General features: G+C 56.1%; 21 protein-coding genes and 1 pseudogene. 7 read left to right on the top strand and 15 right to left on the bottom strand.

Annotation, left to right across the window (positions count from 1 at the left end; genetic code table 11):
• Positions 1-16: 16 nt before the first annotated feature.
• Positions 17-1,936 carry a penicillin-binding protein 2 gene (mrdA, locus tag ACSIPU_RS01385; protein WP_004102000.1) on the bottom strand — a complete coding sequence of 640 codons (1,920 nt, stop codon included), beginning with the start codon at positions 1,934-1,936 and terminating at the stop codon, positions 17-19.
• 186 nt (positions 1,937-2,122) lie between these two features.
• On the bottom strand, positions 2,123-2,725 hold the full coding sequence (locus tag ACSIPU_RS01380) for a helix-turn-helix domain-containing protein (RefSeq protein WP_196557580.1): 603 nt from the start codon (positions 2,723-2,725) through the stop codon (positions 2,123-2,125).
• Positions 2,726-2,768: 43 nt separating this feature from the next.
• Between ACSIPU_RS01380 and ACSIPU_RS01375 the strand changes: the two genes are divergently transcribed.
• The gene (locus tag ACSIPU_RS01375) at positions 2,769-3,482 is read left to right on the top strand and encodes a B3/B4 domain-containing protein (protein ID WP_032746084.1); all 714 of its coding nucleotides are present in this window, start codon (positions 2,769-2,771) and stop codon (positions 3,480-3,482) included.
• A 31-nt stretch (positions 3,483-3,513) separates the two neighbouring features.
• Here ACSIPU_RS01375 and ACSIPU_RS01370 read toward each other — a convergent pair whose 3' ends face one another.
• Both ACSIPU_RS01370 and ACSIPU_RS01365 read right to left on the bottom strand, forming a co-directional pair.
• Positions 3,514-3,978, bottom strand: a complete 465-nt coding sequence (locus ACSIPU_RS01370; protein WP_004101994.1) for a DMT family transporter — start codon at positions 3,976-3,978, stop codon at positions 3,514-3,516.
• 11 nt (positions 3,979-3,989) lie between these two features.
• Positions 3,990-4,424, bottom strand: a complete 435-nt coding sequence (locus ACSIPU_RS01365) for a DMT family transporter (protein ID WP_016809042.1) — start codon at positions 4,422-4,424, stop codon at positions 3,990-3,992.
• Between the two features lie 99 nt (positions 4,425-4,523).
• On the opposite strand from ACSIPU_RS01365, the gene ACSIPU_RS01360 reads away from it, so the two are divergent.
• Positions 4,524-5,456: a LysR family transcriptional regulator gene (locus ACSIPU_RS01360; protein ID WP_196557582.1), complete on the top strand. Its 933-nt coding sequence runs from the start codon at positions 4,524-4,526 to the stop codon at positions 5,454-5,456.
• Positions 5,457-5,721: 265 nt separating this feature from the next.
• The gene (katG, locus tag ACSIPU_RS01355; protein ID WP_032746086.1) at positions 5,722-7,905 is read left to right on the top strand and encodes a catalase/peroxidase HPI; all 2,184 of its coding nucleotides are present in this window, start codon (positions 5,722-5,724) and stop codon (positions 7,903-7,905) included.
• A gap of 50 nt (positions 7,906-7,955) precedes the next feature.
• Here the strand turns inward: katG and mgtU are convergent, their stop codons facing one another.
• From mgtU to ACSIPU_RS01330, 5 genes are all read right to left on the bottom strand, one after another.
• Positions 7,956-8,042, bottom strand: a complete 87-nt coding sequence (gene mgtU, locus ACSIPU_RS01350; RefSeq protein ID WP_251009858.1) for a magnesium transporter protection protein MgtU — start codon at positions 8,040-8,042, stop codon at positions 7,956-7,958.
• Positions 8,043-8,053: 11 nt separating this feature from the next.
• Positions 8,054-8,146: a protein MgtR gene (gene mgtR, locus ACSIPU_RS01345; RefSeq protein WP_004101989.1), complete on the bottom strand. Its 93-nt coding sequence runs from the start codon at positions 8,144-8,146 to the stop codon at positions 8,054-8,056.
• An 18-nt stretch (positions 8,147-8,164) separates the two neighbouring features.
• Positions 8,165-10,897, bottom strand: coding sequence for a magnesium-translocating P-type ATPase (gene mgtA, locus ACSIPU_RS01340; protein ID WP_004101988.1), 2,733 nt, complete (start codon positions 10,895-10,897; stop codon positions 8,165-8,167).
• Between the two features lie 155 nt (positions 10,898-11,052).
• On the bottom strand, positions 11,053-11,748 hold the full coding sequence (locus ACSIPU_RS01335; RefSeq protein WP_094298938.1) for an MgtC family protein: 696 nt from the start codon (positions 11,746-11,748) through the stop codon (positions 11,053-11,055).
• A gap of 413 nt (positions 11,749-12,161) precedes the next feature.
• Positions 12,162-12,674, bottom strand: a complete 513-nt coding sequence (locus tag ACSIPU_RS01330; RefSeq protein ID WP_004101986.1) for an anti-virulence regulator CigR family protein — start codon at positions 12,672-12,674, stop codon at positions 12,162-12,164.
• Positions 12,675-12,963: 289 nt separating this feature from the next.
• Between ACSIPU_RS01330 and ACSIPU_RS01325 the strand changes: the two genes are divergently transcribed.
• The gene (locus ACSIPU_RS01325; protein ID WP_004101985.1) at positions 12,964-14,373 is read left to right on the top strand and encodes an MFS transporter; all 1,410 of its coding nucleotides are present in this window, start codon (positions 12,964-12,966) and stop codon (positions 14,371-14,373) included.
• Between the two features lie 17 nt (positions 14,374-14,390).
• On the opposite strand, the gene ACSIPU_RS01320 is transcribed toward ACSIPU_RS01325, so the two are convergent.
• The gene (locus ACSIPU_RS01320; protein WP_071992013.1) at positions 14,391-15,386 is read right to left on the bottom strand and encodes an MFS transporter; all 996 of its coding nucleotides are present in this window, start codon (positions 15,384-15,386) and stop codon (positions 14,391-14,393) included.
• On the opposite strand from ACSIPU_RS01320, the pseudogene ACSIPU_RS01315 reads away from it, so the two are divergent.
• Positions 15,362-15,736, top strand: a pseudogene (locus ACSIPU_RS01315) (LysR substrate-binding domain-containing protein); the annotation flags it as partial. The gene ACSIPU_RS01320 and the pseudogene ACSIPU_RS01315 sit on opposite strands and share 25 nt — an antisense overlap.
• On the opposite strand, the gene ACSIPU_RS01310 reads toward ACSIPU_RS01315, so the two are convergent.
• Positions 15,733-16,638 (bottom strand): LysR family transcriptional regulator, encoded by a 906-nt coding sequence (locus ACSIPU_RS01310; RefSeq protein WP_004101980.1) that lies wholly within the window; start codon positions 16,636-16,638, stop codon positions 15,733-15,735. The pseudogene ACSIPU_RS01315 and the gene ACSIPU_RS01310 overlap by 4 nt on opposite strands.
• 156 nt (positions 16,639-16,794) lie before the next feature.
• Between ACSIPU_RS01310 and ACSIPU_RS01305 the strand changes: the two genes are divergently transcribed.
• Positions 16,795-17,607 (top strand): helix-turn-helix transcriptional regulator, encoded by an 813-nt coding sequence (locus tag ACSIPU_RS01305; protein WP_004101978.1) that lies wholly within the window; start codon positions 16,795-16,797, stop codon positions 17,605-17,607.
• Between the two features lie 84 nt (positions 17,608-17,691).
• Positions 17,692-18,309, top strand: a complete 618-nt coding sequence (locus tag ACSIPU_RS01300; protein WP_004101976.1) for a LysE family translocator — start codon at positions 17,692-17,694, stop codon at positions 18,307-18,309.
• Positions 18,310-18,351: 42 nt separating this feature from the next.
• On the opposite strand, the gene ACSIPU_RS01295 is transcribed toward ACSIPU_RS01300, so the two are convergent.
• The 4 genes from ACSIPU_RS01295 to ACSIPU_RS01280 all read right to left on the bottom strand — a co-directional run bounded on the left by ACSIPU_RS01295 (position 18,352) and on the right by ACSIPU_RS01280 (position 24,063).
• Positions 18,352-20,652: an FdhF/YdeP family oxidoreductase gene (locus tag ACSIPU_RS01295; protein WP_004112920.1), complete on the bottom strand. Its 2,301-nt coding sequence runs from the start codon at positions 20,650-20,652 to the stop codon at positions 18,352-18,354.
• Between the two features lie 190 nt (positions 20,653-20,842).
• Positions 20,843-21,760 carry a bestrophin family protein gene (locus ACSIPU_RS01290; RefSeq protein WP_004101970.1) on the bottom strand — a complete coding sequence of 306 codons (918 nt, stop codon included), beginning with the start codon at positions 21,758-21,760 and terminating at the stop codon, positions 20,843-20,845.
• Positions 21,761-22,086: 326 nt separating this feature from the next.
• Entirely contained in the window at positions 22,087-22,992 is a 906-nt protein-coding gene (locus tag ACSIPU_RS01285) for a cation diffusion facilitator family transporter (protein ID WP_004112917.1), read from the bottom strand.
• 201 nt (positions 22,993-23,193) lie between these two features.
• Entirely contained in the window at positions 23,194-24,063 is an 870-nt protein-coding gene (locus ACSIPU_RS01280) for an oxygenase MpaB family protein (protein WP_049095765.1), read from the bottom strand.
• Positions 24,064-24,138: the final 75 nt, after the last annotated feature.

Below are 24,138 nucleotides of genomic sequence, written 5' to 3'. Positions count from 1 at the left end.
TCCGGGCGAATAACGTCTATTGCGCGTCCGCGCTCTCCACCTGCGGCACCGCAGCCGCAGCACCCTGTTCAGCCGGCGCGTTTGCCGGGTCAAAGATATGGTCGAGGATGGCGCGTGCCGTCGGTCCTGCCACTACGCCATCGCCGCCGCCGTTCTCCAGAATCAGCGCCATCGCCACCTTCGGATGCTGATACGGCGCAAACAGGGTGTAGAAGATATGGTCGCGCAGGCGCACCGGGATCATCTTCGCGTTGTAGGTCTGATTCTCCTTCAGGCTGAAGACCTGGGACGTCCCCGATTTTGCCGCGATCTGGTACGGCGCGGTATGGAACAGCTTATACCCGGTGCCGTTTGGCAGGTTCGCCATGCCGTACATACCGTTGCGTACCACGTCCCAGTATGGCGAATGCGGATCGCCAATCTGCGGCAGATTCTGCGGTGGCTGATAGCGCTCGACCCTATTCCCCTGCTTCATGGAGTAAAGCAGATGCGGATTTTGCACTTTGCCGTTATTTATCAGGGTCGTCAGCGCTTTAACCATCTGGATCGGCGTGGCAATCCAGTAGCCCTGGCCGATGCCCACGGAAATGGTATCCCCCTGATACCACGGTTTTTTATGCACCCGCTGTTTCCACTCCCGGCTCGGTAGCACCCCGGCATACTCTTCGTTAAGATCGATACCGGTAGACTGACCGTAACCGAACTTGCTCAGCCACTCGTGAATACGGTCGATCCCCATCTCAAACGCCACCTGATAGAAAAACGTATCCGCCGACTCTTCGATCGCTTTGGTGACGTTAAGCATGCCGTGGCCGCTCTTCAGCCAGTCGCGGTAGCGGCGCTGGGTTCCCGGCAGCGTCCACGTCGGCGCGCCGAAGAAGGAGGTGGTTGGCGTGATTACGCCCGCCGATAGCGCCGACAGCGCCATGTAGGGCTTCACCGTCGACGCGGGCGGATAGAGCCCCTGGGTGACACGGTTAATCAGCGGACGGTCGGGGTTTTCGAGCAGCGAACGATAGGCCTGGTAGCCAATGCCTCTGACAAAGGGATTCGGGTCATAGCTGGGGCTGGAAACCATCGCCAGCACGCCGCCGTCGCGCGGATCGACGGCGACCACCGCCGCGCGCTGCCCCTTCAGCACCGACTCGATATACTGCTGCAGATGCAAATCCAGCGTCAGGTAAATGTTCTTCCCGGCCACCGGCGGCACCTCTTTTAGCAGACGCACCACCCGCCCGTGGTTATCCACCTCAACTTCCTGATAACCGGTGGTGCCGTGCAGCGCTTTCTCATAGTAGCCTTCGATGCCCTGCTTACCGATATTATGGTCGGCGGCGTAGTTCTCTTCTTCGCCGGCTTTGGCCAGCTTTTGCAAATCGCTGTCGTTGATCTTCGAGACATAGCCAACTACGTGCGCCAGCTCGGCGCCGTAGGGATAAGCGCGCTGCTGGTAGCTCTCTACGGTAACGCCGGGAAAATGGAACTCATTGACGGCAAAACGCGCCACCTCAACATCGCTCAGGTCCGATTTTAAGGTCACCTCTTTGTAGCGGCTGGTGTGGTGCATATCGTCGCGGAAGTCGGCGATATCCTGCGGGGTTAAATCAACAATCGGCGTCAGCTGCTGCAGCAGCGCCGTCATATCGGCGATTTTACTCGGGATCACCTGCAAACGGTAGAGGGTAATATTTTGTACCAGCGGGATGCCGTTGCGGTCGAAAATCAGCCCGCGGCTCGGCGCGATGGGCAGCATTTTAATGTCGTTCTGGTTTGAACGGGTCTGATAAAAGTCGTGCTGCTCTACCTGCAGGCGGTAGAGGTTAACAATCAGGACAGCAAAGCAGACCACCACCAGTAGAAACGCAATGACGGCACGGCGGATAAATAGCATCTCTTCCGCTGAATGGTCGCGAATTTCATCTCTCATAAGGGACATTAGCGGGCATTTACCTGGGTTACAAAGGGCCTGAAAAAGGAAAAGCGGGGAAGAATAGCGTTATCGCAGCGGGAGCCCTACCGAAAGGTTGCTAATGATTTGGCAGAAATGTATCAGCATGTTAGAGATTTAAAGTGACACTGTCACTGAAATAACCTCCATCGTAAGATCGACGGAGGCGAATGGCTAGCGCGCTTTTTCACTGACCGTCATGGTGAATCGCGTCACCGTTTCGCCGGCGTTAGCGTAGCTATGCGGGGCGTCGGTACGCGCGACGGCTGAATCACCGGCGGGAATCAAATAGAGGCTGTCGTTCACCGTTAATGTCAGGGCACCCTCGGTCACAAAAAGCAGCTCCGTGGTCCCTTCTCCGTGGCCCGGAGAAGTAAAAATTTCGCCCGGATAAAGACTCCACTGCCAGAGTTCCACCATATCTGGACCGCTGGTTCCGGCCAGCAGTCGCGCGTGGCCGCCCTGTTCACCCTGCCACAGCGTGGGGATATCGCCTGCGGCGATCGCCTTTACCGGCGGCGCGGAGGCAACATTGACGAAATCGGCCACCGCAACGCCCATGGTTGACGCCAGACGGCATAACAGCGCAATGCTCGGGTTAGCCCGGCAGGCTTCAATGTCTACCAGCATCCCTTTGCTGACGCCCGCGCGCTTTGATAGCTCGTCGAGGGAGATCTTCTTTTCCGCCCGATAGCGCTTAATGCGCGCCGCAACGGCTTCATTGATGCTGGCGGCATCAGCACCCGCCCCGGTCGTTATATTGACTTTTTTGGTCATCGGTCGATATCATGCTTTAAAATAGTCGTTAAAGGATTATCCAATGAATAACGTATTACCGTCAATCAGCCCACAGGTATCGGCGCTGGCTCCCGGCTTTCGCGCCCTGAGCATTGATGTTATCTCTGCTCCCGTACGCGCGCCGCAGGTTGGCGCTGAAGCGCTCCGCTCCGCCTGCCGTGCGGTTATCGCCGGTGAGCCGCAGTGGGCGGAAGCACATTTGCAGGCCTGGAACGAGGTATTCCGCGCCTTTGGCGCAAAGCCTAAGCGCACGCCCTGCTCGGCGGAAGCCTTGCGCAGGCGGGTGCTGCGCGATGGCGAAATGGCAGCGCTCGATCCGATCGTCGATCTCTATAATGCGGTGAGCCTGCGCTACGCCGTGCCGGTCGGTGGGGAAAACCTGGCGGCTTACGTTGGCGTCCCGCAACTGAGGATCGCCGACGGCAGCGAGCCGTTCGATACCGTCAAAGAGGGAAAGATCGTCTTCGAAAACCCCGACGCGGGTGAAGTGGTCTGGTGCGATGACGCAGGGGTGACCTGCCGACGCTGGAACTGGCGACAGGGAGTACGCACTCGCCTGAGCGTAGAGAGTCCGCGGATGTGGTTTATTCTTGAAAGTCTGCCGGAAATGCCGCTTAGCGCGCTTCATGAGGCAGGAGAAATGCTGATGGCCGGTCTACTGTCGATGATGCCCGAAGCGAAAATGTATTCGCAGCTGATAACGGCCGACGTCTGGCTGACAGGGGGCGCCCGGTAGCGTATCGCTACCGGGCAAAACAGATGTCTCTCTACTGCTTATCTTCCGCTGCGGCTACTGAACTGGAGCGATAAATAAAGAACAACGCCAGCCCCAGACAGACGATCGCCCCCAGCCTGCCCGGGGAGAAAGCGATGGCGTCATTTCCCAGCCAGCCGAAATTATCAATCAGCAGGCTCATGGCCAGTTGGCCAAAAATCACCGCTACCGTGGCCGTCGCGGTGCCGATACGCTGAACCGCCAGCACCATAATCACGATATAGGGTACACCGCAAAACGCCCCCAGCAGCTGCCATTTCGGCACATCGAGCAGCGTCATCGTCTGGTGAGGCTCGAAATACAAAATCAGCAGCGCGGTGATCAATCCTCCCACGGCGAAGGTGAGAAATGCGCTACGAAACACGCCAACCTGACTGCCTAAACGGCCGTTGATCGCCGCCTGCATACTCAGCATCGCGCCGCCGACCAGCGCCAACAAAATCATTATGCTACTCATTTTTTACAACCTCAGCTTGTGGCAATCAGAACCAGGGCGACAACGATTAACAGCAGAGCAATAAGCCGCCGCCCATCGATTTTACGTTTTGGCGAACCGAACAGACCGTAATGGTCGATCAGCAGGCTTTTACAGACCTGGCCGGCAAGAATGCCGATCATGGTCATAGCGATACCGATCACCGGTACGGCAACGGTTAAAATGACGACGTAAATGGGTCCCAGCACGCCTCCGGTGAGCTGCCAGCCGGGTAAAGAGAAAAATGAGGGGCTCTGGCGCGGGCCAAACAGCAGCATCAGCAAAAACGTGAGGGCGCTCCCGACGCCAAATATACTGAACGTCGCCCATAAATCCCCTACCTGACCGGCCAGCGGTCCCAGTAGCCCGGCTTCGACGGACAGACCCATGCCGCCGGCAATCACCAGAAAAATCAGTAATAACTGCATCATTAAATTCCGCTTATTAATCAGGCGGCAGAGCATAAAACAGCGAAGTAGTGTGAAAAACGGTACAATCAGGGAAACACTTTTGCGGATATTGCATAAATGAGCGATGCGGGTAATGTGAATTTTCGGGCGCTACAGCTGTTCATCGCCGTGTACGACAGCCAGAGCTTTTCCGTGGTGGCGCGACGGGAAGGCGTTTCCCCGTCCATGGTGTCGCGCGTCATTCATCAGCTTGAAGACTCCCTCGGCCAACAGCTGTTTTATCGTAATACCCGCGCAGTGGTGCCCACCGAAGCCGGACGTCTTTTTGCCGAACATGCCAGAGGCATCAGCGAACAGTTCAGCGCCGCCAGACGCGACCTGCAGGATCGGAGCCTTGAGCCTGGGGGGCTGGTGCGAATCAACGCCCCGGTCTACTTTGGCCAGCGCCATATTGCGCCATGGCTACCGGGTCTGAGCGAACGTTATCCACAAATGCAAATTGAGCTGGCGCTGACCGATGATTTTATCGATCCGCATCGGGAGGCGACCGATGTTATTTTCCGCATCGGTAGCCTGCCCGACTCCAGCGTTCATGCCAGAGTGCTGGGGATGCAGCATCACTATCTGGTTGCCGCCCCGCGCTATCTGCAGCGTCGCGTTGTTCCGCAGCGGCCGGAAGATCTTCGCCAGCACAGTACGCTGGTGTACAGCGGTTCAAACGGGCCTAACCGCTGGTTATTTCGCCTCGCGGAAGGCGAATGGGTTCACTATCCGCAAACCCCGCAGCTGGCATCCAATAACGCCGATGCGTTGCTGACCGCCGCGCTGGGCGGCATGGGGGTAGTACTTTTTCCCGACTGGATGGTCAACGAAGCCATTGGCGCGGGAAGACTGATTCATTTGATGCCTCATTTCACCGCCGCGATTAGCAGCACGCCTTCGCCAGTGTCGGCGATTTATCCTCACGCTCGCCACCCTTCGCTAAACGTACGGACGGTAATTGACTATTTTGTCGACGTTTTTGGTACGCCTTTATACTGGCAGCGCTAAGCTTTTTTACGCATGAAAATTGTCGTAACGCAAACAATGCGTCTTCCCCGGCGCTGAAGCGGTTTTAACGATTCCTTTACCCTGAGGTTCCTATTATTGTGTTCGCGTTAATACCGAAAACTAATCATTCAACAATGACATATGTTCGGTTTTTACAAGAGCAATTGAACGGAATTATCTATTAAATCCGTAGTTTTATTCACATATCGTTTACTCGAAGCAGTGTATATCGTAATGGCATTCACAAAAGCAAACGGAGCCTGATATGAGCACGTCAAACGATCCATCGAACACCCCATCCGCAGGGAAATGCCCTTTTCACGCCGAAACGCCAACGCCAACGCAGAGCGCGGGCGGTGGTACCGGCAACCGCGACTGGTGGCCCAATCAGCTACGCGTCGATTTGCTGAACCAGCACTCCAATCGCTCTAACCCGCTGGGGGAGAACTTTAACTATCGGGAAGAGTTTAAAAAGCTCGACTATTCAGCGCTGAAAGCCGACCTGCATGCCCTGCTCAATGACTCGCAGGAGTGGTGGCCAGCGGACTGGGGCAGCTATATCGGGCTGTTTATTCGTATGGCATGGCACGGCGCCGGTACCTACCGCACCGTTGACGGTCGCGGCGGCGCCGGACGCGGTCAGCAGCGTTTCGCTCCGCTCAACTCCTGGCCGGATAACGTCAGCCTCGATAAGGCCCGTCGCCTGCTGTGGCCGATAAAACAGAAATACGGTCAGAAAATCTCCTGGGCCGACCTCTATATGCTGGCGGGCAACGTGGCGCTGGAAAATTCCGGCTTCCGTACTTTTGGCTTCGGGGCCGGCCGCGAAGACGTTTGGGAACCGGATCTGGATGTTGACTGGGGTAATGAAACCGAATGGCTGGCTCACCGCCATCCGGAAAGCCTGAATCAGCAGGCCATTGGCGCCACTGAAATGGGTCTGATTTACGTTAACCCGGAAGGCCCCAACGCCAGCGGCGACCCGCTCTCCGCAGCCGCAGCGATTCGCGCTACCTTCGGTAATATGGCGATGAATGATGAAGAGATCGTCGCGCTGATCGCCGGTGGCCATACGCTGGGTAAAACGCACGGTGCTGCGGTGACCACCCACGTAGGCGCAGAGCCGGAAGCGGCGCCGATTGAAGCGCAGGGTCTCGGTTGGGCGAACAGCTACAATAGCGGCGCAGGCGCGGATGCCATCACCTCTGGTCTTGAGGTTGTCTGGACGCAAACGCCGACTCAGTGGAGCAACTACTTCTTAGAAAACCTGTACAAATATGAATGGGTACAAACCCGTAGCCCGGCAGGCGCGATTCAGTTCGAAGCGAAAGACGGCCCCGAAATTATCCCTGATCCTTTTAATCCAGAGATAAAACGTAAGCCGACCATGCTGGTGACTGACCTGACGCTGCGCTTTGACCCGGAATTCGATAAAATTTGCCGTCGCTTCCTTAACGATCCGCAGGCCTTTAACGAGGCTTTCGCCCGCGCGTGGTTTAAACTGATCCATCGCGATATGGGGCCGAAATCCCGCTATATGGGTCCGGAAGTACCGAAAGAAGATTTGATCTGGCAAGACCCGTTACCGGCAGCGATCCACAATCCGGGCGCAGAAGACATCGCCGCGCTGAAAACCGCTATTGCCGATGCTGGTCTGTCGGTCAGCGAGCTGGTTTCCGTGGCCTGGGCGTCGGCTTCCACCTTCCGCGGTGGCGATAAACGCGGCGGCGCCAACGGCGCACGTCTGGCGCTGGAACCGCAGAATGCCTGGCCGGTGAACGCTATCGCAACCCGCGTGCTGCCGACCCTGCAGGCGATTCAGCAGGCGTCCGGTAAAGCTTCGCTGGCCGATATCATCGTTCTGGCTGGCGTAGTGGGCATTGAGCAGGCTGCCGCTGCGGCGGGCGTTCAGGTTAGCGTCCCCTTTGCTCCTGGCCGCGTCGATGCGCGCCAGGATCAGACCGATGTCGAAGCGATGGATCTGCTGCAGCCGCTGGCCGATGGTTTCCGCAACTATCGCCGCATTGGCGGCGGCATTTCCACCGAAACGCTGCTGATTGATAAGGCGCAGCAGTTAACGCTGACGGCGCCGGAAATGACGGTACTGGTGGGTGGCCTGCGCGTGCTGGGCGCTAACTTCGACGGCAGCCGTCACGGCGTGTTTACCGACCGCGTGGGCGTATTGAGCAATGATTTCTTCGTCAATCTGCTCGATATGGGCACCGTCTGGAAAGCCGCTGATGAGCACGCTGAGCTGTTTATCGGTCGCGACCGTAAGAGCGGCGAAGAGAAATACACCGCGACCCGCGTTGACCTGGTCTTTGGATCTAACTCCGTCCTGCGTGCGCTGGCAGAAGTGTATGCCTGCAGCGATGCGCGGCAAAAGTTCGTTAGTGACTTTGTCGCCGCATGGACCAAAGTGATGAACCTCGACCGCTTCGATCTGTAACATCTTTACCGGCAGAAATGCACATCCCGGGCCAGTGGCCCGGGATCCTCTTATCTAATCCAGATTGTCAGCAGAATAATGATGGCCGCAATAATCGCCACCTGAATAAAGACTTTATCCAGCGATCCTCTGCGCATCGCGCCCCCTTTCAGAACAGGATTTGCCAGATTGCCAACAGCAGCACCAGCAAACCCATCAGGAAAAATATCAGCGCGATGATGGTGTCCGGAGAACGATTCATCTCTGCGCCTCCTTATCATCAGAACCACTGACCGAAACGTTTGATATAGAAACGCTTCATGCCCTGCGCTACCAGGCAATAGCTGAGCAGCGTCGCGACCAGCCATGGGAAGTAGCTCAGCGGTAGCGGCTCCAGTCCGACCATCGCTCCCAGCGGCGAGAACGGAATGTAGATCCCGATAGCCATAATCACCGCGGTGGTGAGCAGCACCGGCAAGGTCGCCCGGCTCTGGATAAACGGAATTTTCTGCGTTCTCAGCATATGCACCACCAGCGTTTGCGACAGCAGTCCTTCAATAAACCACCCGGACTGGAACAGCGCCTGGGCTTCGACGTGATTTGCTGCAAACACGTACCACATCAGCGCGAAGGTGGTGATATCAAAAATGGACGAGGTTGGGCCAATCCACAGCATAAAACGGCCGATATTCTTCGCATCCCACTTGCGCGGCTTGCGCAGAAACTCTTTGTCCATTTTGTCCCACGGCAGCGAGAGCTGGGAGAGATCGTACATCAGGTTCTGAATCAGCAGATGAATCGCCAGCATCGGCAGGAACGGAATAAACGCGCTGGCCACCAGTACCGAGAAGACGTTGCCGAAGTTAGAACTGGCGGTCATATTCAGGTACTTAATGATATTGCCGAACGTCTCACGTCCTTTGATCACCCCTTCTTCCAGCACCATCAGATCCTTTTCCAGCAGGATGATATCCGATGCCTCTTTGGCGATATCCGCCGCGCTGTCAACCGAAATGCCGACGTCCGCATCGCGCAGGGCTGGCGCATCGTTGATGCCGTCGCCGAGAAAGCCGACGGTGTGGCCGTTTTTCTGCAGTGTTTTCAGGATGCGCGACTTCTGCAGCGGCGTCAGCTTCGCGAATACCGAGCGCGTTTCCACTTCTCGCTCCAGGTCGCGATCCGTCATCGCTTCAATCTGGGCGCCGGTCAGAATACCGTGGGCATCGATGCCCACTTCCAGGCAAATACGCGCCGTAACCACCGGGTTATCGCCGGTCAGCACTTTCACCGCCACGCCGTTATCGCGCAGCGCGGTAATGGCTTTTCCCGCGCTCTCTTTCGGCGGATCGAGGAAAGTCAGCATCCCTTCAACCGTCAATCCCTGCTCATCGGCGGTGCATAGCGGCGTGGTCAGCGCGGAGTCATCCAGCTTGCGGGTTGCGACCAGTAGCACGCGGAAGCCCTGGGCGTTATAGTCCTTCGTTTTGGCTAACAGCAGATCGCGTCGGGTTTCATCCAGCGCCACAACGTTATCGCCTTCACGAAGATGCGTGGCGACCATCAGCATCTCTTCGACCGCGCCTTTGCAGATCAGGCTTTTGTCACCGTGGCGGACATCTTCCACCGACACCGAGACCCGACGGCGGACAAAATCAAACGGCAGTTCATCAAGTTTGACAAAACGCTCTTTGGTCGCTGGCGCAATCCGCCCCTCGCCAAAGCGCAGCACCGCCCGGTCCATCAGGTTGCGCGCCCCGCTCTGGCTGCTACTGTTAAGCCAGGCCAGCGTCAGCACCCGGTCGCTCTCATGACCGCTGACATCAAGGTGATGCTCAAGGATGATATTGTCCTGAGTTAACGTACCGGTTTTATCGGTACACAGCACGTCCATAGCGCCAAAGTTCTGGATGGCGTTCAGCCGCTTGACGATCACTTTGCGCCGCGACATGGCGATAGCGCCTTTCGCCAGGTTGGAGCTGACGATCATCGGCAGCATTTCCGGCGTCAGGCCAACCGCTACCGCCAGGGCAAACAGCGAGGCTTCAACCCAATCACCTTTGCTGAAGCCGTTAATCAGCAGCACAATCGGTACCATCACCAGCATAAAGCGGATCAGCAGCCAGCTGACGCTGTTTACCCCGCGGTCGAACGCCGTCTGGGTACGCGTGCCGACGATGGATTTCGCCAGCGAACCAAACCAGGTACGGTTTCCAGTGGCCACCACCACCGCCTGCGCCCTGCCGCTGGTCACGTTAGTGCCCATCAGACAGATATTGCCCATCTCCAGCAGGCTTTTATCTTTGTTCGGCTCGGGAAGCCTGTCGCATCCTTTACCGGAAACGCTGGCCAGAACGTCATACTTTTCAACCGGCAGCGACTCGCCGCTGAGTATCGACTGGCTGACAAACAGGTCCCGGGATTCCAGCAGGCGGACGTCTGCCGGAACCAGATCCCCCGCCGCCAGGAAGATGATATCCCCGGGCACCAGCTCCTCAATGGCAATTTCTTCCTGCACCGGCCCCATATTCCCGGGACCGCGACGCAGCACCGTCGCCGTGGTGCGGACCATGGATTTCAGCGCCTGCGCCGCTTTGTTGGTGCGAAACTCCTGCCAGAAACGCAATAACCCGCTCAGGCTAACCATCGTGACGATAATGATGATCCCGGTCAGATCGGTCTCTTCGCCGTTACGCAGCGGTAGCCAGTAATCGGTCACGAAGCTGACGGCGGCCAGCGCCATCAGGACATAGATAAACGGGTTATTGAATGCCTGCAAAAGCTGGATCAACGCCGGCGGCGCCTGCTCATGCGCCACTTCATTGCGGCCGTATTCATCCAGTCGTTCAAGGGCATCTTCGGTGGTGAGCCCGTGGCGACTGCTGTTTAACCGCGCCAGCGTATGATCCGGACTGTTAAATGCCTCGGTTTCAATGGCGAAGCTTTTTTTATGCTGCTTATCATTTTCTGACGCAGACCGGTTTATTTTCCGGTTTTCTATTTTCATGTCAGTCATGATTAATCCTCAAATTTAAGACGTCGTTATCCCTGCATAAATGACTTATGCATAATTCATTTTTACGTTATTAAACGCTTATTACTTTAATCGCCTGGGAATATCCATCATTCCCTCCTTAGACAAATGATTGTCAGAGTGAAATAGTCACGAGGTTAACTCCCCTCGACGCACCAGCGGACTGACGTAATCTTTTCGTCCCCGCCAATTCTTGTCATAATGAGATCTCGCGCTTTTCGACAGTCGGTATTTCCCACCAGTTCGATGCGGATTTCTTTATGCCCTTGTTCTTTTGCTGCTGTCGACACCAGTCCCTGAAGGCTGAGCGTCATCTCTTTACTGATATTAAGCAATAGCTGACGAATCGCGTTTTCATATTCGCTTTGACAGACAATATTCAGAACGTAGCATTTCTCTTCTTCTGTCGCGCCGGGGATCTGATTAATTCTCTGCGCCGCTTCGCGCAGTAGAATATTGGCGCAGAGGATTATCAGCGTTGCCGCCGCTGCTTGCCAGAACTGGCCTAAACCGCAGAGTACACCAATCGCCGCAGAGCACCACAGGGTTGCGGCGGTATTCAGGCCGCGCACGTTCATGCCTTCACGCATGATGACGCCGGCGCCGAGAAAACCAATTCCGGATACCACCTGCGCGGCAATACGTCCGGGGCTGTCCGGCGATGTTGAAATGGAGCTCAGAATAAAAACCGCCGCGCCGGTGGCGACCAGCGAGTTGGTGCGCAGGCCGGCCATACGCTGACGCCACTGTCTTTCAGCGCCAATCAGCGCGCCCAACAGCATCGCGGCGAGTAAATTTGCGATATAAGGAAACATCAACATAGTTTCCTCCATTTTTGCTGGAAGAATTAACTATGTGCTTTATTAAGCACACGACAAATTGTCGCCCGGAAGGCGATTAACGTCGTGTTGACGGTGGAGGGAATAATGTATTTTTAAACATGAACATGACGATTATCCTCGCAGCCATGCTGCGTTATTTTTTATGGGATGCAATCGTCTGGATGAGGAGATTGCTGCCCGCCGGTTGGCAAGCAGCGCAGAAAAAATAGCGTCAGCTTGCCTTGATGTTTAAGTAAGGGTGACTGTCCAACATATTTCTCCTGTGTGAATTTGTGCTCATTATAGTCATTCAATTATTCGAGTAAAGTTAAAATCTCGCTTTAGTGACGATTTGTTTAGAATGACCTTAATGCGCAACTCCCGCCACGATAACCTTAACCCCGGCGCGAACCGGGGTTAATTGACTAATCAAAGACGCCATTAATTATCGATGTCACGATCGCCGTACTCAGCGCGATTAGCACCAAATCCTGGCCCACCACGCGCCATTCATAGCCAGGATAGTACGGCAGTTCGTTAAGCATCGATGCCGGAACCGCTTTTTTGGCAATCCCCGGCGGCAGAGGTTTTCCGCGAGCCAGATTTTTGGCGATTCCCGGCGGCAGCGACTGATAGCCGGTTAAGCCGTAATTAACCGCCAGCGAGCGCGCTCTGGAGAAGCTGATATCGGCAGACACATGGTCGGGTTTACCGTAATTTTTTCTCTGCCCCGGGTTTCCTTCTTTATGACCCTTGTTGCCCTTATCAACGTTGTTTTTACCGCTATTGCCGTTGTTACCGTTATTCCCATGGTTACCGCTATTACCATGATTACCGCCGCCGTTGCCGTTACCGGGGTTGGCGAAAACAGGCGTCGCCATCATGGTCAGCGAAAGCGCCGCCGCCAGCGCCGCTTGCAAAACTTGCTTTCTGGACATGATTTTTTTCCTGAGAGGGAGTACTCGCTATGAATGTAGATGAATAACCTCAGCGCAACAATCTCTCGTTTTCCTAAATGAAATTCTGGTCAAAACTTAGCGGCATGATGGTGAATTCCTTCAACCTTTGGGCGGGTCAAACGCAGAAACCAGCATACAACGCCAACCAAACCTTATTCACATTATTTTATTCTGCAAATGCCTTTTCACCGATGCGATTAAAAATTTAAAACCATTAACAATCAAATAACATTAGCAGGCAAACATTTCATCTAAGGAAAATAATAATATGTCTACCACCCAGGTCCTGGGCGACGCCGCGTTCGCCTCTCCGGGACGCTCCCACTCCAGCCTGACCGCTCGCATTGATGCGCTGCCCGCCTCCGTTGGCCTGTGGTCTTTTATCACCCTTCTGGCGCTGGGCGGTTTCTTCGAACTCTACGATCTTTTTCAGACCGGTTATATCAGTACCGGGCTGCTGGCAGAGAATATTTTCCATACCGGCGAACAGGGTATTTTCGGGATTTCAGACCAGGCCGCCTTTGCCTCGTCCACCTTTATGGGGCTGTTTTTCGGCGCCAGCCTGCTTGCGCCGCTGGCGGACAAACTGGGCCGCCGCCTGACGTTTATGTTCGCCCTCGCCTGGTACGGCGTGTTTTCCCTGATGATGGCCCTGCAAAGCAGCGCTGAAGGGGTTATCTTCTGCCGCTTTCTGGTGGGCATCGGTCTCGGTATTGAGCTGGTGACCATCGACACTTACTTAAGCGAATGGGTGCCGACGCATCTGCGCAATAAAGCCTTCGCTTTCGCCTTCTTTATTCAGTTTTTATCGGTTCCCGCCGTGGCGCTGATGTCGTGGATGCTGGTGCCGATTACCCTTTTTGGCCTGACCGGCTGGCGCTGGGTGATTATCTTCGGCGCGCTCTGCTCATTGATCATCTGGGTCATCCGCAAGAAGCTGCCGGAATCGGCGCGCTGGCTGGAGGAAAAGGGCCGCCATGATGAGGCCCATAAGGTCATGTGCGAAATGGAACAGCGCTGCGGCGTTTCTCCCTCGCCGCGCCATCAGGTGCAGACGCAGGAGCATCCGCGCAGGCTGGGAAGTTTTAAAGCGATCTGGGCGCCGCAGTACCGCAAACGCACGATTATGCTGATGGTGATGAACTTCTTCCAGGCCATCGGCTTCTTTGGCTTCGGCAATTGGCTACCGGCCCTGCTTTCCGGCCAGGGAGCGAGCATCACCCACAGCCTGCTGTATGCGTTTTTTATTACCCTCGCCTATCCGATTGGCTGCCTGTTTTGTACCCGCTTCGTCCATCGTTTTGAAAACAAATGGCAAATTGTGCTTTCCGCGCTGATGACGGTGGTATTTGGTACCCTGTTTGCGCTTCAGAACAGTCCGGTGCTGCTGGTGATCTGCGGGTTTATGATCACCTGGTCAAACGCCTGGCTGACCATTAGCTATCACGCCTACCAGGCCGAAGTTTTCCCGACCCATATTCGCGCGCGGGCGGTCGGCTTTTGCTACTCCTTTAGCCGCCTGTCCACGGCGATCACCAGCATTTTGATCGGCATTATTCTGCAATACGCCGGTACACCCGGGGTAATTAGCTTTATCGTCGCCAGCATGCTGATGGTGATGCTCTCAGTAGGCATCTTTGGACCAAAAACCCGAGGGATTAGCCTGGAGAATATTTGATGACTGCCGCCGCCGGTTTAACCGGCGGCGCGCGCGGCTAATTTTTTCTCCTGAACCCGTAGTAGCCACGGCAGCGGCAATGCGCTCAGGGCGCAGAGCAGCAATATCCCATTCATCGCCCGCACGCCGTTCCCGGCAACCGATAACAACCATGACGAAAGCAGAAAAGCCGCCGCCGTACTTAATGACATCAGGGTATTCTGTAAAAGGGTAAACCCCGCCCTGGCGCCATCCTCTGGAAAACGCATCGCCACTGCCGATGAGGCCACCAGGCGACAGTAGGCGGCCGCTAGAAACAACACCATAAACAGCCCGCCGCCGTGGTTGAAGGTAAAAGCGATGCTCAGGCTCAGTATAAACAGCAGACTGGCCAGCAGGCTGATGCAGTAGCCGCTGTAATGCTGGCATAGCTTGCCGGTAAGTTTAGTGGCGCACAGCCCCGCCAGTCCGCCAGCGAAAAAGATCCACGGTAATTGATCGCCGCTGCCCCCCATTTTCGCCGTCAGTAACGGAACCAGCAGCGGAATGATTAACATCGCACTGAACTGCGCGAGGGCGTTGCCGGAGGCGTAAAACAGCACCGATGAAGACCAGCGCAAATCTGCCTGACGGTTCGCCGCAACGGGCTGTTCCGGCAGCGCGAGTTTTATCAGTGGCAACGCAATCAGGCAGAGTCCGCCGATCGTCGCAGGGGCTATCTGCCAGCCGATTTTTTCACTGAGAAATAACATCGTCGGCATGCCGACGATGCTGACCAGCGAGAATGCGGCAATCGTTGAGGCCAACGCCCGAGGACGCAGGTGTGCTGGCATAATGTTGACCAGCAAACTGCTGCCCACCCCCATCGTTGTTCCGCCGACCAGACCGGCGAGAAAACGCCAAAATAACAATCCGCTAAAACTGGTGGTGGTCAGCGTCATTATCGTTAATCCCCCCAGCAGGGCCATGTTGCAGAGCAAAAAGCGCCGTGGTTTAACGTTACCGACCCATCGCCAGAACGGGTATGCCGACAGACAGCGAGCAATTAACCTCGCTACCCTGTATCACCACCGTCAGCGCCCTCGCGGGGCAAGCCTGGCAGTTTGCCGCGGCGGACGGGAACTTTAAAAAGGTTAACGTCAACGGGCACTATCGCGTCAACAGCGGCGAAATGGCGCTGCATGCCGCTCTTGCCGGTGTCGGATTCGCTATTGTGGGGGAACAACCCTGCCGCCCGTTTATTAATCGCGGGGAGCTACAGGAAGTCACGCTTGAGTTACCGCCGGCGCCGTTACAGCTTTCAGCCCTCTATCGGGAGCGCCATTTTATGCCCGCCAGAATGCGCGCCTGGCTTGAATTTATCCAGAGGCAGATGGCAGGCTAAGCGCCTTCATCCTGCTGGCGTTCGCTAAAAATCGCCTGGGCATCGGCAAAGCATTTTTCCGCCAGCGACGACACCGGCTCTTTGTTGCGCATGATCAGCGCCAGCATCGAGTCGACCTCCGTTTCGGCGATCGGCCTGATTTCCAGGTTATCGCTTAACGCTTCCAGTCCGTTATTCAGCGGCATAATCGCGCAGCAGATCCCGGCCTGCACCGCCTGGATGATCTGAAACGTGGAATCGCTTTCAAAAACGTATTTTGGCGCCAGCCCCTTGGCCTTAAAGCTCATTTCAATCGATTCTCGGTAGTACATGCCTTTGGTCAGAAAGCCCAGCGGCAGCGCGGCCAGCGTCTCCCACTCCGGCGTCGCATCGGTAAACTGATAATGACGTTTATCATGCAGCAGCCCCATACGCGTATGCGGCAGCCAGAGCACGTTGAACAGTTGGCTATCGACGTGGTGCAGGTAGCAGATCCCTAAATCCAGCTGGTTGCGGCTGACGCCGTCGATAATCTGTTCCGACGTCATGGACAGCAGGCTGAACTGCAGCTCCGGATAGTTCTCCGCCAGCGGTTTTATCAACTGCATCGGATTAAGGCTGGCTAAAGGCACCATCCCCACCCTTAGCTGGCCGACCATCTGCCCCCGACAGATAGCCGCCTCGGCTTCTAACCCGTCATGCGCCGCCAGCAGCGCTCGCGCCCAGGCCAGAATACGCTCGCCCTCCGGGGTAAATCCTTCAAAGCGCTGTCCGCGCTGGATAAGGGTTAAATTGAGCTCTTCTTCGAGATTGCGAATACGCATTGATAACGTAGGCTGAGTAATGTGGCACGCCGCTGCGGCCTGGCCAAAATGTCGTGTTCTGTCGAGCGCAATCAGGTACTTAAGCTGTTTAATATCCATTATCATCCACTGTTTGCGCAATCTGCTGCCGGTGCAGCAGGCAAAATGTTAGTTAAATGTTATGTTCAGCGTTGATGAAATTCAAGCGCCGGTCGACCGTTGCTCGTCCTGCGTGCCTGAGGCTACACTCATGGGATGCACCGGCAGGAGAAACCGTTGAAAACTCGCCTTCATTACGTTCAGCAGCACCGGCTGGCCATGCCAGGCCTGGAAGCCATATCGTTAGTCACGGATCAGCGCTTTCCGCGCCATTCCCACGACCAGTTCGGTATCGGGATTTTCACTCAGGGCGCGCAGCATTCATGGAGCCATCTGGGCAAAATTGAGGCCGTCGCCGGAGATATCATTATGGTTAATCCGGGCGAGATGCACGATGGTATTCCGCTGGATGGCCCGCGCAGCTGGCAGATGGTCTATCTCGATCCTGAGCGTGTCGTTGACGAGTTGCAGGGAGAGATGAAGGCTGAAGAGATCCTCCTGCGCCCGATAGTCGGAGACCCGATGCTGCGCGGGCAAATGCAGCGGCTGTTTCGCGAGATCGTTGCCAGCGCGCCGGATGACGCCGCCGTGGAAGAAGCGCTGCTGCTCTGCCTGATGCAGGTTTGCCAATTTCATCTCTGCGCCAGGCGGCCGGGCAAAATCGGCTCCCCCGCCATCGTGCTGGCCAGACAATATCTCGATGATGCCCCCGAAGAGAAAATCTCTCTTGAGGCGCTTGCCAGGCTTTGCGGTCTCAGCCGCTTTCAGCTGATCCGCGGCTTCGCGCGCGCGACCGGCATCACGCCGCACGCCTATCTGATACAGTCCCGCGTTCGTCTGGCGCGTCGTCTGCTGATGGAGGGTCACTCCCTCGCCGATACCGCCTTCATGGCCGGTTTTGCCGACCAAAGCCACCTGACCCGCGCATTTCAAAAACAGTTTGCCGTCACGCCGGGCAGCTACCAGGCTATCGTTCAGGCGAGCCGCTAGCTGAAACTGTGCAATTTTGTTCAATACCCGCGCGGCGCTTTGCGAAATACTCAGGGCCTCGATTCTCTCCCACAGGAAGACATCATGGCATTTATCAGCCCTGAGTTTCTCTTAACGTCGCTTATCGTCGTCATCGCTCCCGGTACCGGGACGCTTTACACGATTGCCACCGGCCTGACGGCGGGCAGACGCATGAGTTTTGCCGCGGCCGTCGGCTGCACGCTGGGCATTATTCCACATATGCTGGCGGCGATAACCGGGCTGGCGGCCATCCTCCACAGTACGCCAGGCGCATTCGAGCTGGTTAAGTACGCCGGCGTTGCCTGGCTGCTGTATCTGGCGTGGGCCACCCTGACCCAGCGCGGGAGCCTTAGCGTGACAGGCATCGAGCAACGCAACTCACGTCAGGTCATCAGCCACGCGATCCTGATCAATTTGCTCAACCCCAAACTGCCGCTCTTCTTTCTCGCCTTTCTGCCGCAGTTTATCCAGCGCAACTCGACGTCGCCGATCGGCGAAATGCTGATCCTGAGCGCTGTGTTTATGCTGATGACGCTGCTGATTTTTCTGCTCTACGGCGCCTTTTCTGCGGCGATGCGCGGATACGTGCTGACGCGTCCGGGGGTTTTACAGGGGCTGAGAGCCTGCTTTGCCGCCGGTTTCGTCGGGCTGGGGGTTAAGCTCATTCTGGCGCAGAGGTAGCGATTTTGCCCACGACGCGACGATCGCCGTGGGCAAAAGGGGTTAGCGAAGCCCTGTCAGCGCGCGAATCTCTTTCGAGCGCAAGGTTAAGCGCACGGGCGCCGATTTATACGATGGCGTTCCACTCTCTTTATCAAGGTAATCCAGAGGAACCAGAACGTTAGCTTCAGGGTAGTAGGCCGCAACGGTGCCCGGGGCGATGTTGTAGGCAACCAGCGTGATATCTTCCAGCCGCTGATGGTGGCCCGGCAGCGCGGAGCGGATATCCACCCGGTCGCCGTGTTCAAATCCCAGCTCAGCCATATCCTGTTCGTTCATAAAGAGCACGTCGCGACGGCCAAACACGCCGCGATAGCGATCGTCCATGGCATAGATGGTGGTGTTGTATTGATCGTGGCTGCGCAGCGTCACCAGGCGCATCACCTCATGCCCTTCTACCTGCTGGTTTTCGTGCACCCCGTCGAAAACGGAAAACATCGCTTTGCCGGTCGGCGTGGGCCAGATACGCTCCGTCGGCGGCAGCGGCATGCGAAAACCGCCGGGATGGCGAATGCGCTGATTGTAGTGGTCAAAGCCGGGGATGGTCTGCTCAATCAGATCGCGGATCCGATCGTAGTCGGCGACCAGCGCCAGCCAGTCAATTTTGCTCTCCGTCAGCGTCGCCATGGCCATCCCGGCAACAATCGCCGGTTCCGAGCGCAGTTCAGGCGAACCGGGTTTCAGTTTGCCCGACGATGCATGCACCATCGACATCGAATCTTCGACGGTGATCGACTGCCGTCCCGTCTCCTGCAGATCGAGTTCGGTTCGCCCAAGACACGGCAGGATAATGGTCTCTTTCGCCACCAGAAGATGCGAACGATTGAGCTTGGTGCCAATATGCACGCTCAAATCCAGCCCCCGCATCGCCGGAAAAGCCCGTTCGCTATCCGGCATAGCCACCGCGAAGTTACCACCCAGGCAGAGAAGCGCTTTCGATTCACCCTCGATCATCGCCTGCAGCGCTTTTACCGCATCATGGCCATGCTCCTGCGGCGGCGTAAAACCAAACACCCGCTGCAGGTTGGCCAGAAACTGGGGGCTCGGCTTTTCCGTGATGCCGACGGTGCGGTTACCCTGCACGTTGGAGTGTCCGCGCAGCGGGCAGATTCCGGCACCCGGCTTACCGATATTGCCGCGCATCAACAGCAGGTCGGCTATCAGGCGGACGTTAGCGGTGCCTTTATTATGCTGGGTAATGCCCATGCCGTAGGTGATAATGGTGGCGTGAGATTTGGCATAGGCCGCCGCTACCCGTTCAAGATCGCCCCGCGTTAAACCCGACTCGCGCTCGATATCCTGCCACTGCGTCGCCTGTAGATCCTGCGCAAAGTCGGTAAAGCCCAGCGTATGCTCATCGATAAACGCCCGATCCAGCACTTTGCCCTGCTCTGCTTCCAGCTGCAGCAGCGCCTTCGCGATGCCCTTAAGCGCCGCCGCGTCGCCTCCCGCTTTGACCTGGAAGTAAGTCGATGCAATGTTGGTTGAGCTGTAGGTCGCCATCTCAATGACGTTCTGCGGATCGGCGAAACGTTCCAGCGCCCGCTCTTTTAGCGGATTGAAGACGATAATCGGCACGCCCCGGCGCGCCAGTTCGTGCAGCGTGCCCATCATGCGCGGATGGTTGGTTCCGGGATTGTGGCCGATAGAAATCACCAGCTCGGTCTTATCAAAATCATCAAGTGAGACCGTCCCTTTACCGATACCGATGGACTGCGGCAGGCCGACGCTGGTCGACTCATGGCACATATTGGAGCAGTCCGGAAAGTTGTTGGTGCCATATTCGCGGGCGAACAGCTGGAACAGGAAGGCCGCTTCGTTAGAGGCGCGTCCGGAGGTATAGAACTCGACTTCATGAGGCTGCAGCGTCCGGAGAATGGCGCCGATACGGGCAAACGCCGCTTCCCATGAGACAGGACGCAGGGTATCGCTGGCCTGATCATAGGCCAGAGGCTGAGTTAAGCGCCCGTAGCCTTCCAGCTCGAAATCACTCCTCGCCAGCAGCGAGGTCACGGTATTGGTCGCCAGAAACTCTGCCGTCACGCGTTTACTGGTGGCTTCCCAGGTCACCGCTTTGGCGCCGTTTTCACAGAACTGAAACGTCGATTTATGCTCTTTGTCGGGCCAGGCGCAGCCAGGGCAATCAAAACCATCCGGCTGATTGGTCCGCAGCAGCGTGGCGGGAGCATCGAGCGCGTCCATTTGCGTACGCACGGCGATCGCGGTGGCTTTTAAGGCACCCCAGCCGCCCGCCGGACCATCATAGGGATGGACGCCGGGAACGACGCGTCTTCTATTACTCATGTTGACTCCTGATGCGCTTTCGGCGGCGGATTGCAGGTGAAATGCCGCCTGATGTCTTATCACCCGCTATCCGTCAAAATAGCGGGCGTTTTGTTAACGAAAGCATAACAATCTGGGCCATGACTGTATAATCAATGTTATCTATCACGCGTTAGATTTAACTTATTTAACGAATAATAAACACACAAAATCAGGTCAGATTGTAGTGGCGGTCCGGCACCAGTTTCTCCGGTAAGGGATATTGTCCGGTCATATCCAGCAGGTTGCGCTCAATGGTGTTACACATCGCGTTCAGCGGCAAATCGTTAGCGGCGGTACCGAACGGATCTTCCAGTTCCTCCGCCAGCGAATCCCACGACAGGAAGGTGTAGGAGATAAACACCGACACGAACGGCGTCATATAGTGAAGATCGCCGACCAGCGCAAACGGCAGCAGCGCGCAGAACAGATACACCGTGCGCTGCAAAATAAGCGTATAGGCAAAGGGCACCGGGGTGCTGGCCAGCCGCTCGCAGCCCCCCAGCGCGTGGCCCAGCTCATCAAGTTTATTGTCCATCAGGCTGAAGGTGATATCGCCAATCTTCCCTTCTGCGCGCAGACGCCCCAGCTCATCACCTGCCAGCAGCAGAATACGGTTGGTCGGCATCGAGCTGGCGAGAATTTCCTTTACGCTGTGCGGCGGCAGCAGACGTGCTAAATCAGCGCTCGGATCCGTCTTACGCAGCTGATGCTTCAGACTCCAGCTAAACGCGACCAGATAGCTCACCAGGCGTTGATGGGCTGCGCTTTCCGTCGGCAGAATATTTTTCAGCTGGCGCACCAGCGTTCTTTGGGCAATCAGCACCGTCCCCCATAAATTGCGCGCTTCAACAAAGCGGTTATATCCGGCGCTATTGCGAAATCCGAGGAAAATAGCGATGGCGATCCCCAGCAGGCTAAACGGCGCGACGGTAAGATGGATCCCCAGCCGCTCATACCATTGATAGCTAATGATGGCGATAATCGACATCATTACGTTAAGCAGCAGGCGAAAAACAATTTTGGACAGCACGGAGCCGTGCCAGTCAAACAAGCGAAGGAACCAGTGTTGTTCTGGCCGGATAATCATTGTATTACTTCCTGAAATTTCGCACGGTTAATATCCCTGTCAAACGGCAAGTTACCTGGACATTGGCTTTCCTCGCACCCCATTCGCTGACAGAAGTCAGATTCTGGGGACTCCCTGCGCCGCCGTCTTCCTGTAACTTGAATTATTCAGGCTATAGAGCGTTTCTATTAACCGATTGGATTCTTATATTGTTTAAAAACACGACATTGTGTCAGCCGGCTATTTATCAGCGATGAAAGAATAGCCGCTGAATTATGGTCCTTTTTTATTTCGCAGGCAATATTATCCGCAATCCGACATAACCCTCGAAAATCCAGGGGAATAATTTACGCGACAATCGCGGCGCTCTCTGCGCGACACGGGTCAATATGAATCATCATATGCAGAACGTTATGGTGGCTTAGCACCCGGGTCCGCACCAGCAGCGCAATATCGTGCCCCTCCGCTACCGATAAATGCCCGGGTACTTCGACATGCACATCGACCAGGATCAAATCCCCGGCACGACGGGTTTTCAGGTCGTGCAGCGCCACGACGCCGGGCGTTGCCAGGATAGTGGCGATTATTTGCCGCTCGCTATCGCTATCCACTGACCGATCCATCAGGTCATGGAGGGCGTCAGACGAAAAGGTATAGCCCATGCGGGTGACCAGCGCGCCGACAACCAGTGCGGCCACTGGGTCAAACCAGGCGTAACCGGCCAGATTACCGATGATGCCGACCGCAACGACTACCGAAGACGCGGCGTCCGAGCGGGCGTGCCAGGCGTTGGCAATTAGCATAGAGGACTGGATTTGCTTAGCCGCCCTTAGCATATAGCGGAATAAAATCTCTTTGGCGGTCAGCGCGGCGAGCGCCACCCACAGCGCGGTAATATGCACACTCTGAATAGATTCCGGTTGCAGTAGTTTGCCGCAAGCAGACCACAGCATACCCGCGCCAACCAGTAACAGCAGCGCGCCAATCACCAGTGAAGCGCCGTTTTCATAGCGCCGGTGCCCGTAGTGATGGTCGCTATCCGAAGGTTTGCCGCTTTTTTTATTGGCCAACAGCACAACGAAATCGGCCACCAAATCGGAAAGAGAATGAATACCATCGGCGATTAAGCCCTGCGAGCCCGAGAATATCCCGGCCAGTATCTGAAAACTGGATAAAAAGAGATTGACCATCACGCTGACCAGCGTCGTTTTACGCGCAACCTGGGAACGCTGCTTATCGTTACTTATTTTCATTACCGACACTTCCCCGAAGAAAAAGAGCAAGACTACGCGTTCAGGCTTAATTTTTCCTGAATAAGTCGCCGCCATTAAGAGAGTGTTTAATTATTTCTTCCGACCTTAAATATATAAATGAGAATAGTTTGCTTTTAAACAAAATAGCCATATCAATAATAGCCATGGCTATATTTCCGCGTATTCAACAAAGGGGCAAAATTAAAACTGATTCATCCGGCGCATTGCGCAATGATACGCGCCGTTGCGCACCGAGGCGCGCAGTATGCGAGCGACGCCGTGAACCGCAAACCGCGCGCTGTGCCGCTGTAGCGTGCTCATCGGCAAATTAAGCATCTCCTGCGCCCACGGCGGCAGCAGGTCAATTCCGGCGCGCATCATTATTCGCCCCACCGGCCGGCTCATACGGCCCGGCAGACGGGTCGACAGCAGAACGTGGGCAACTTCCTGGGTTCGCTCATCGCAGCGCAGCACCGGCCGCATCTCCTGCAGGTAATCAGCAATCTGCCGCGGCGTCTGTGGGATATCCCGCGCCCCGAGGCGACGGGCAACTTCGGCCGCTTCCTCATAGTATTGCTCCTGACGGGCGGCGCTGACCACGGTCCGCTTGTAGCGCAGATGCGAGGCCATAAAGCTGCTGCATTCGGCGACGTGCACCCAGGTCAGCAAGTGCGGATCGCTGGCCTGATAGGGCGTGCCGTCTTTGTCCTGGCCGCCTACCCGCATATGGATCCCCTGTACTTTTGCAATCAACCGTTCGGCATCGGCGGTGGTGCCAAAGGTGGTGGCAGAAATAAACTGGCTGGTGCGGCGCAGGCGGCCAAAGATATCTTCACGGAAATTTGAGTGATCCCAGACGCCCGCCAGGGCCAGCGGATGCAGCATCTGTAACAACAGCGCGCTGACCCCGCCGCAGAGCATGGACGTGAAATCGCCGTGAACCTGCCAGATAGCCGACTGCGGCCCAAAAAGCCCCGGTTCGCCTTTGGGATGTTCAAAATCGATCTCTTTTAGCGCCATGCCGGTTAAGCCCAGAACCTGAGCTTCAATCGTTCCGCGTATGCTGATCATGACCCACCTGCTCTCATTCGTGAGCAAGAAAGATAACATTAATCAACGGCGGGGGCATTGTCCTGAAACGGCTTT

This window comes from Klebsiella sp. HN106 (assembly GCF_051209435.1).
Classification (GTDB): domain Bacteria; phylum Pseudomonadota; class Gammaproteobacteria; order Enterobacterales; family Enterobacteriaceae; genus Klebsiella; species Klebsiella oxytoca.
Note: the sequence above shows the minus strand (reverse complement) of the source record. Positions and strands in the feature narration are given on the sequence as shown.

What these genes read in the sequence shown, in the direction of transcription:
- mrdA (WP_004102000.1), bottom strand. Translation starts at nt 1,936, where the DNA reads ATGTCCCTTATGAGAGATGAAATTCGCGACCATTCAGCGGAAGAGATG.
- ACSIPU_RS01380 (WP_196557580.1), bottom strand. Translation starts at nt 2,725, where the DNA reads ATGACCAAAAAAGTCAATATAACGACCGGGGCGGGTGCTGATGCCGCC.
- ACSIPU_RS01375 (WP_032746084.1), top strand. Translation starts at nt 2,769, where the DNA reads ATGAATAACGTATTACCGTCAATCAGCCCACAGGTATCGGCGCTGGCT.
- ACSIPU_RS01370 (WP_004101994.1), bottom strand. Translation starts at nt 3,978, where the DNA reads ATGAGTAGCATAATGATTTTGTTGGCGCTGGTCGGCGGCGCGATGCTG.
- ACSIPU_RS01365 (WP_016809042.1), bottom strand. Translation starts at nt 4,424, where the DNA reads ATGCAGTTATTACTGATTTTTCTGGTGATTGCCGGCGGCATGGGTCTG.
- ACSIPU_RS01360 (WP_196557582.1), top strand. Translation starts at nt 4,524, where the DNA reads ATGAGCGATGCGGGTAATGTGAATTTTCGGGCGCTACAGCTGTTCATC.
- katG (WP_032746086.1), top strand. Translation starts at nt 5,722, where the DNA reads ATGAGCACGTCAAACGATCCATCGAACACCCCATCCGCAGGGAAATGC.
- mgtU (WP_251009858.1), bottom strand. Translation starts at nt 8,042, where the DNA reads ATGCGCAGAGGATCGCTGGATAAAGTCTTTATTCAGGTGGCGATTATT.
- mgtR (WP_004101989.1), bottom strand. Translation starts at nt 8,146, where the DNA reads ATGAATCGTTCTCCGGACACCATCATCGCGCTGATATTTTTCCTGATG.
- mgtA (WP_004101988.1), bottom strand. Translation starts at nt 10,897, where the DNA reads ATGACTGACATGAAAATAGAAAACCGGAAAATAAACCGGTCTGCGTCA.
- ACSIPU_RS01335 (WP_094298938.1), bottom strand. Translation starts at nt 11,748, where the DNA reads ATGGAGGAAACTATGTTGATGTTTCCTTATATCGCAAATTTACTCGCC.
- ACSIPU_RS01330 (WP_004101986.1), bottom strand. Translation starts at nt 12,674, where the DNA reads ATGTCCAGAAAGCAAGTTTTGCAAGCGGCGCTGGCGGCGGCGCTTTCG.
- ACSIPU_RS01325 (WP_004101985.1), top strand. Translation starts at nt 12,964, where the DNA reads ATGTCTACCACCCAGGTCCTGGGCGACGCCGCGTTCGCCTCTCCGGGA.
- ACSIPU_RS01310 (WP_004101980.1), bottom strand. Translation starts at nt 16,638, where the DNA reads ATGGATATTAAACAGCTTAAGTACCTGATTGCGCTCGACAGAACACGA.
- ACSIPU_RS01300 (WP_004101976.1), top strand. Translation starts at nt 17,692, where the DNA reads ATGGCATTTATCAGCCCTGAGTTTCTCTTAACGTCGCTTATCGTCGTC.
- ACSIPU_RS01295 (WP_004112920.1), bottom strand. Translation starts at nt 20,652, where the DNA reads ATGAGTAATAGAAGACGCGTCGTTCCCGGCGTCCATCCCTATGATGGT.
- ACSIPU_RS01290 (WP_004101970.1), bottom strand. Translation starts at nt 21,760, where the DNA reads ATGATTATCCGGCCAGAACAACACTGGTTCCTTCGCTTGTTTGACTGG.
- ACSIPU_RS01285 (WP_004112917.1), bottom strand. Translation starts at nt 22,992, where the DNA reads ATGAAAATAAGTAACGATAAGCAGCGTTCCCAGGTTGCGCGTAAAACG.
- ACSIPU_RS01280 (WP_049095765.1), bottom strand. Translation starts at nt 24,063, where the DNA reads ATGATCAGCATACGCGGAACGATTGAAGCTCAGGTTCTGGGCTTAACC.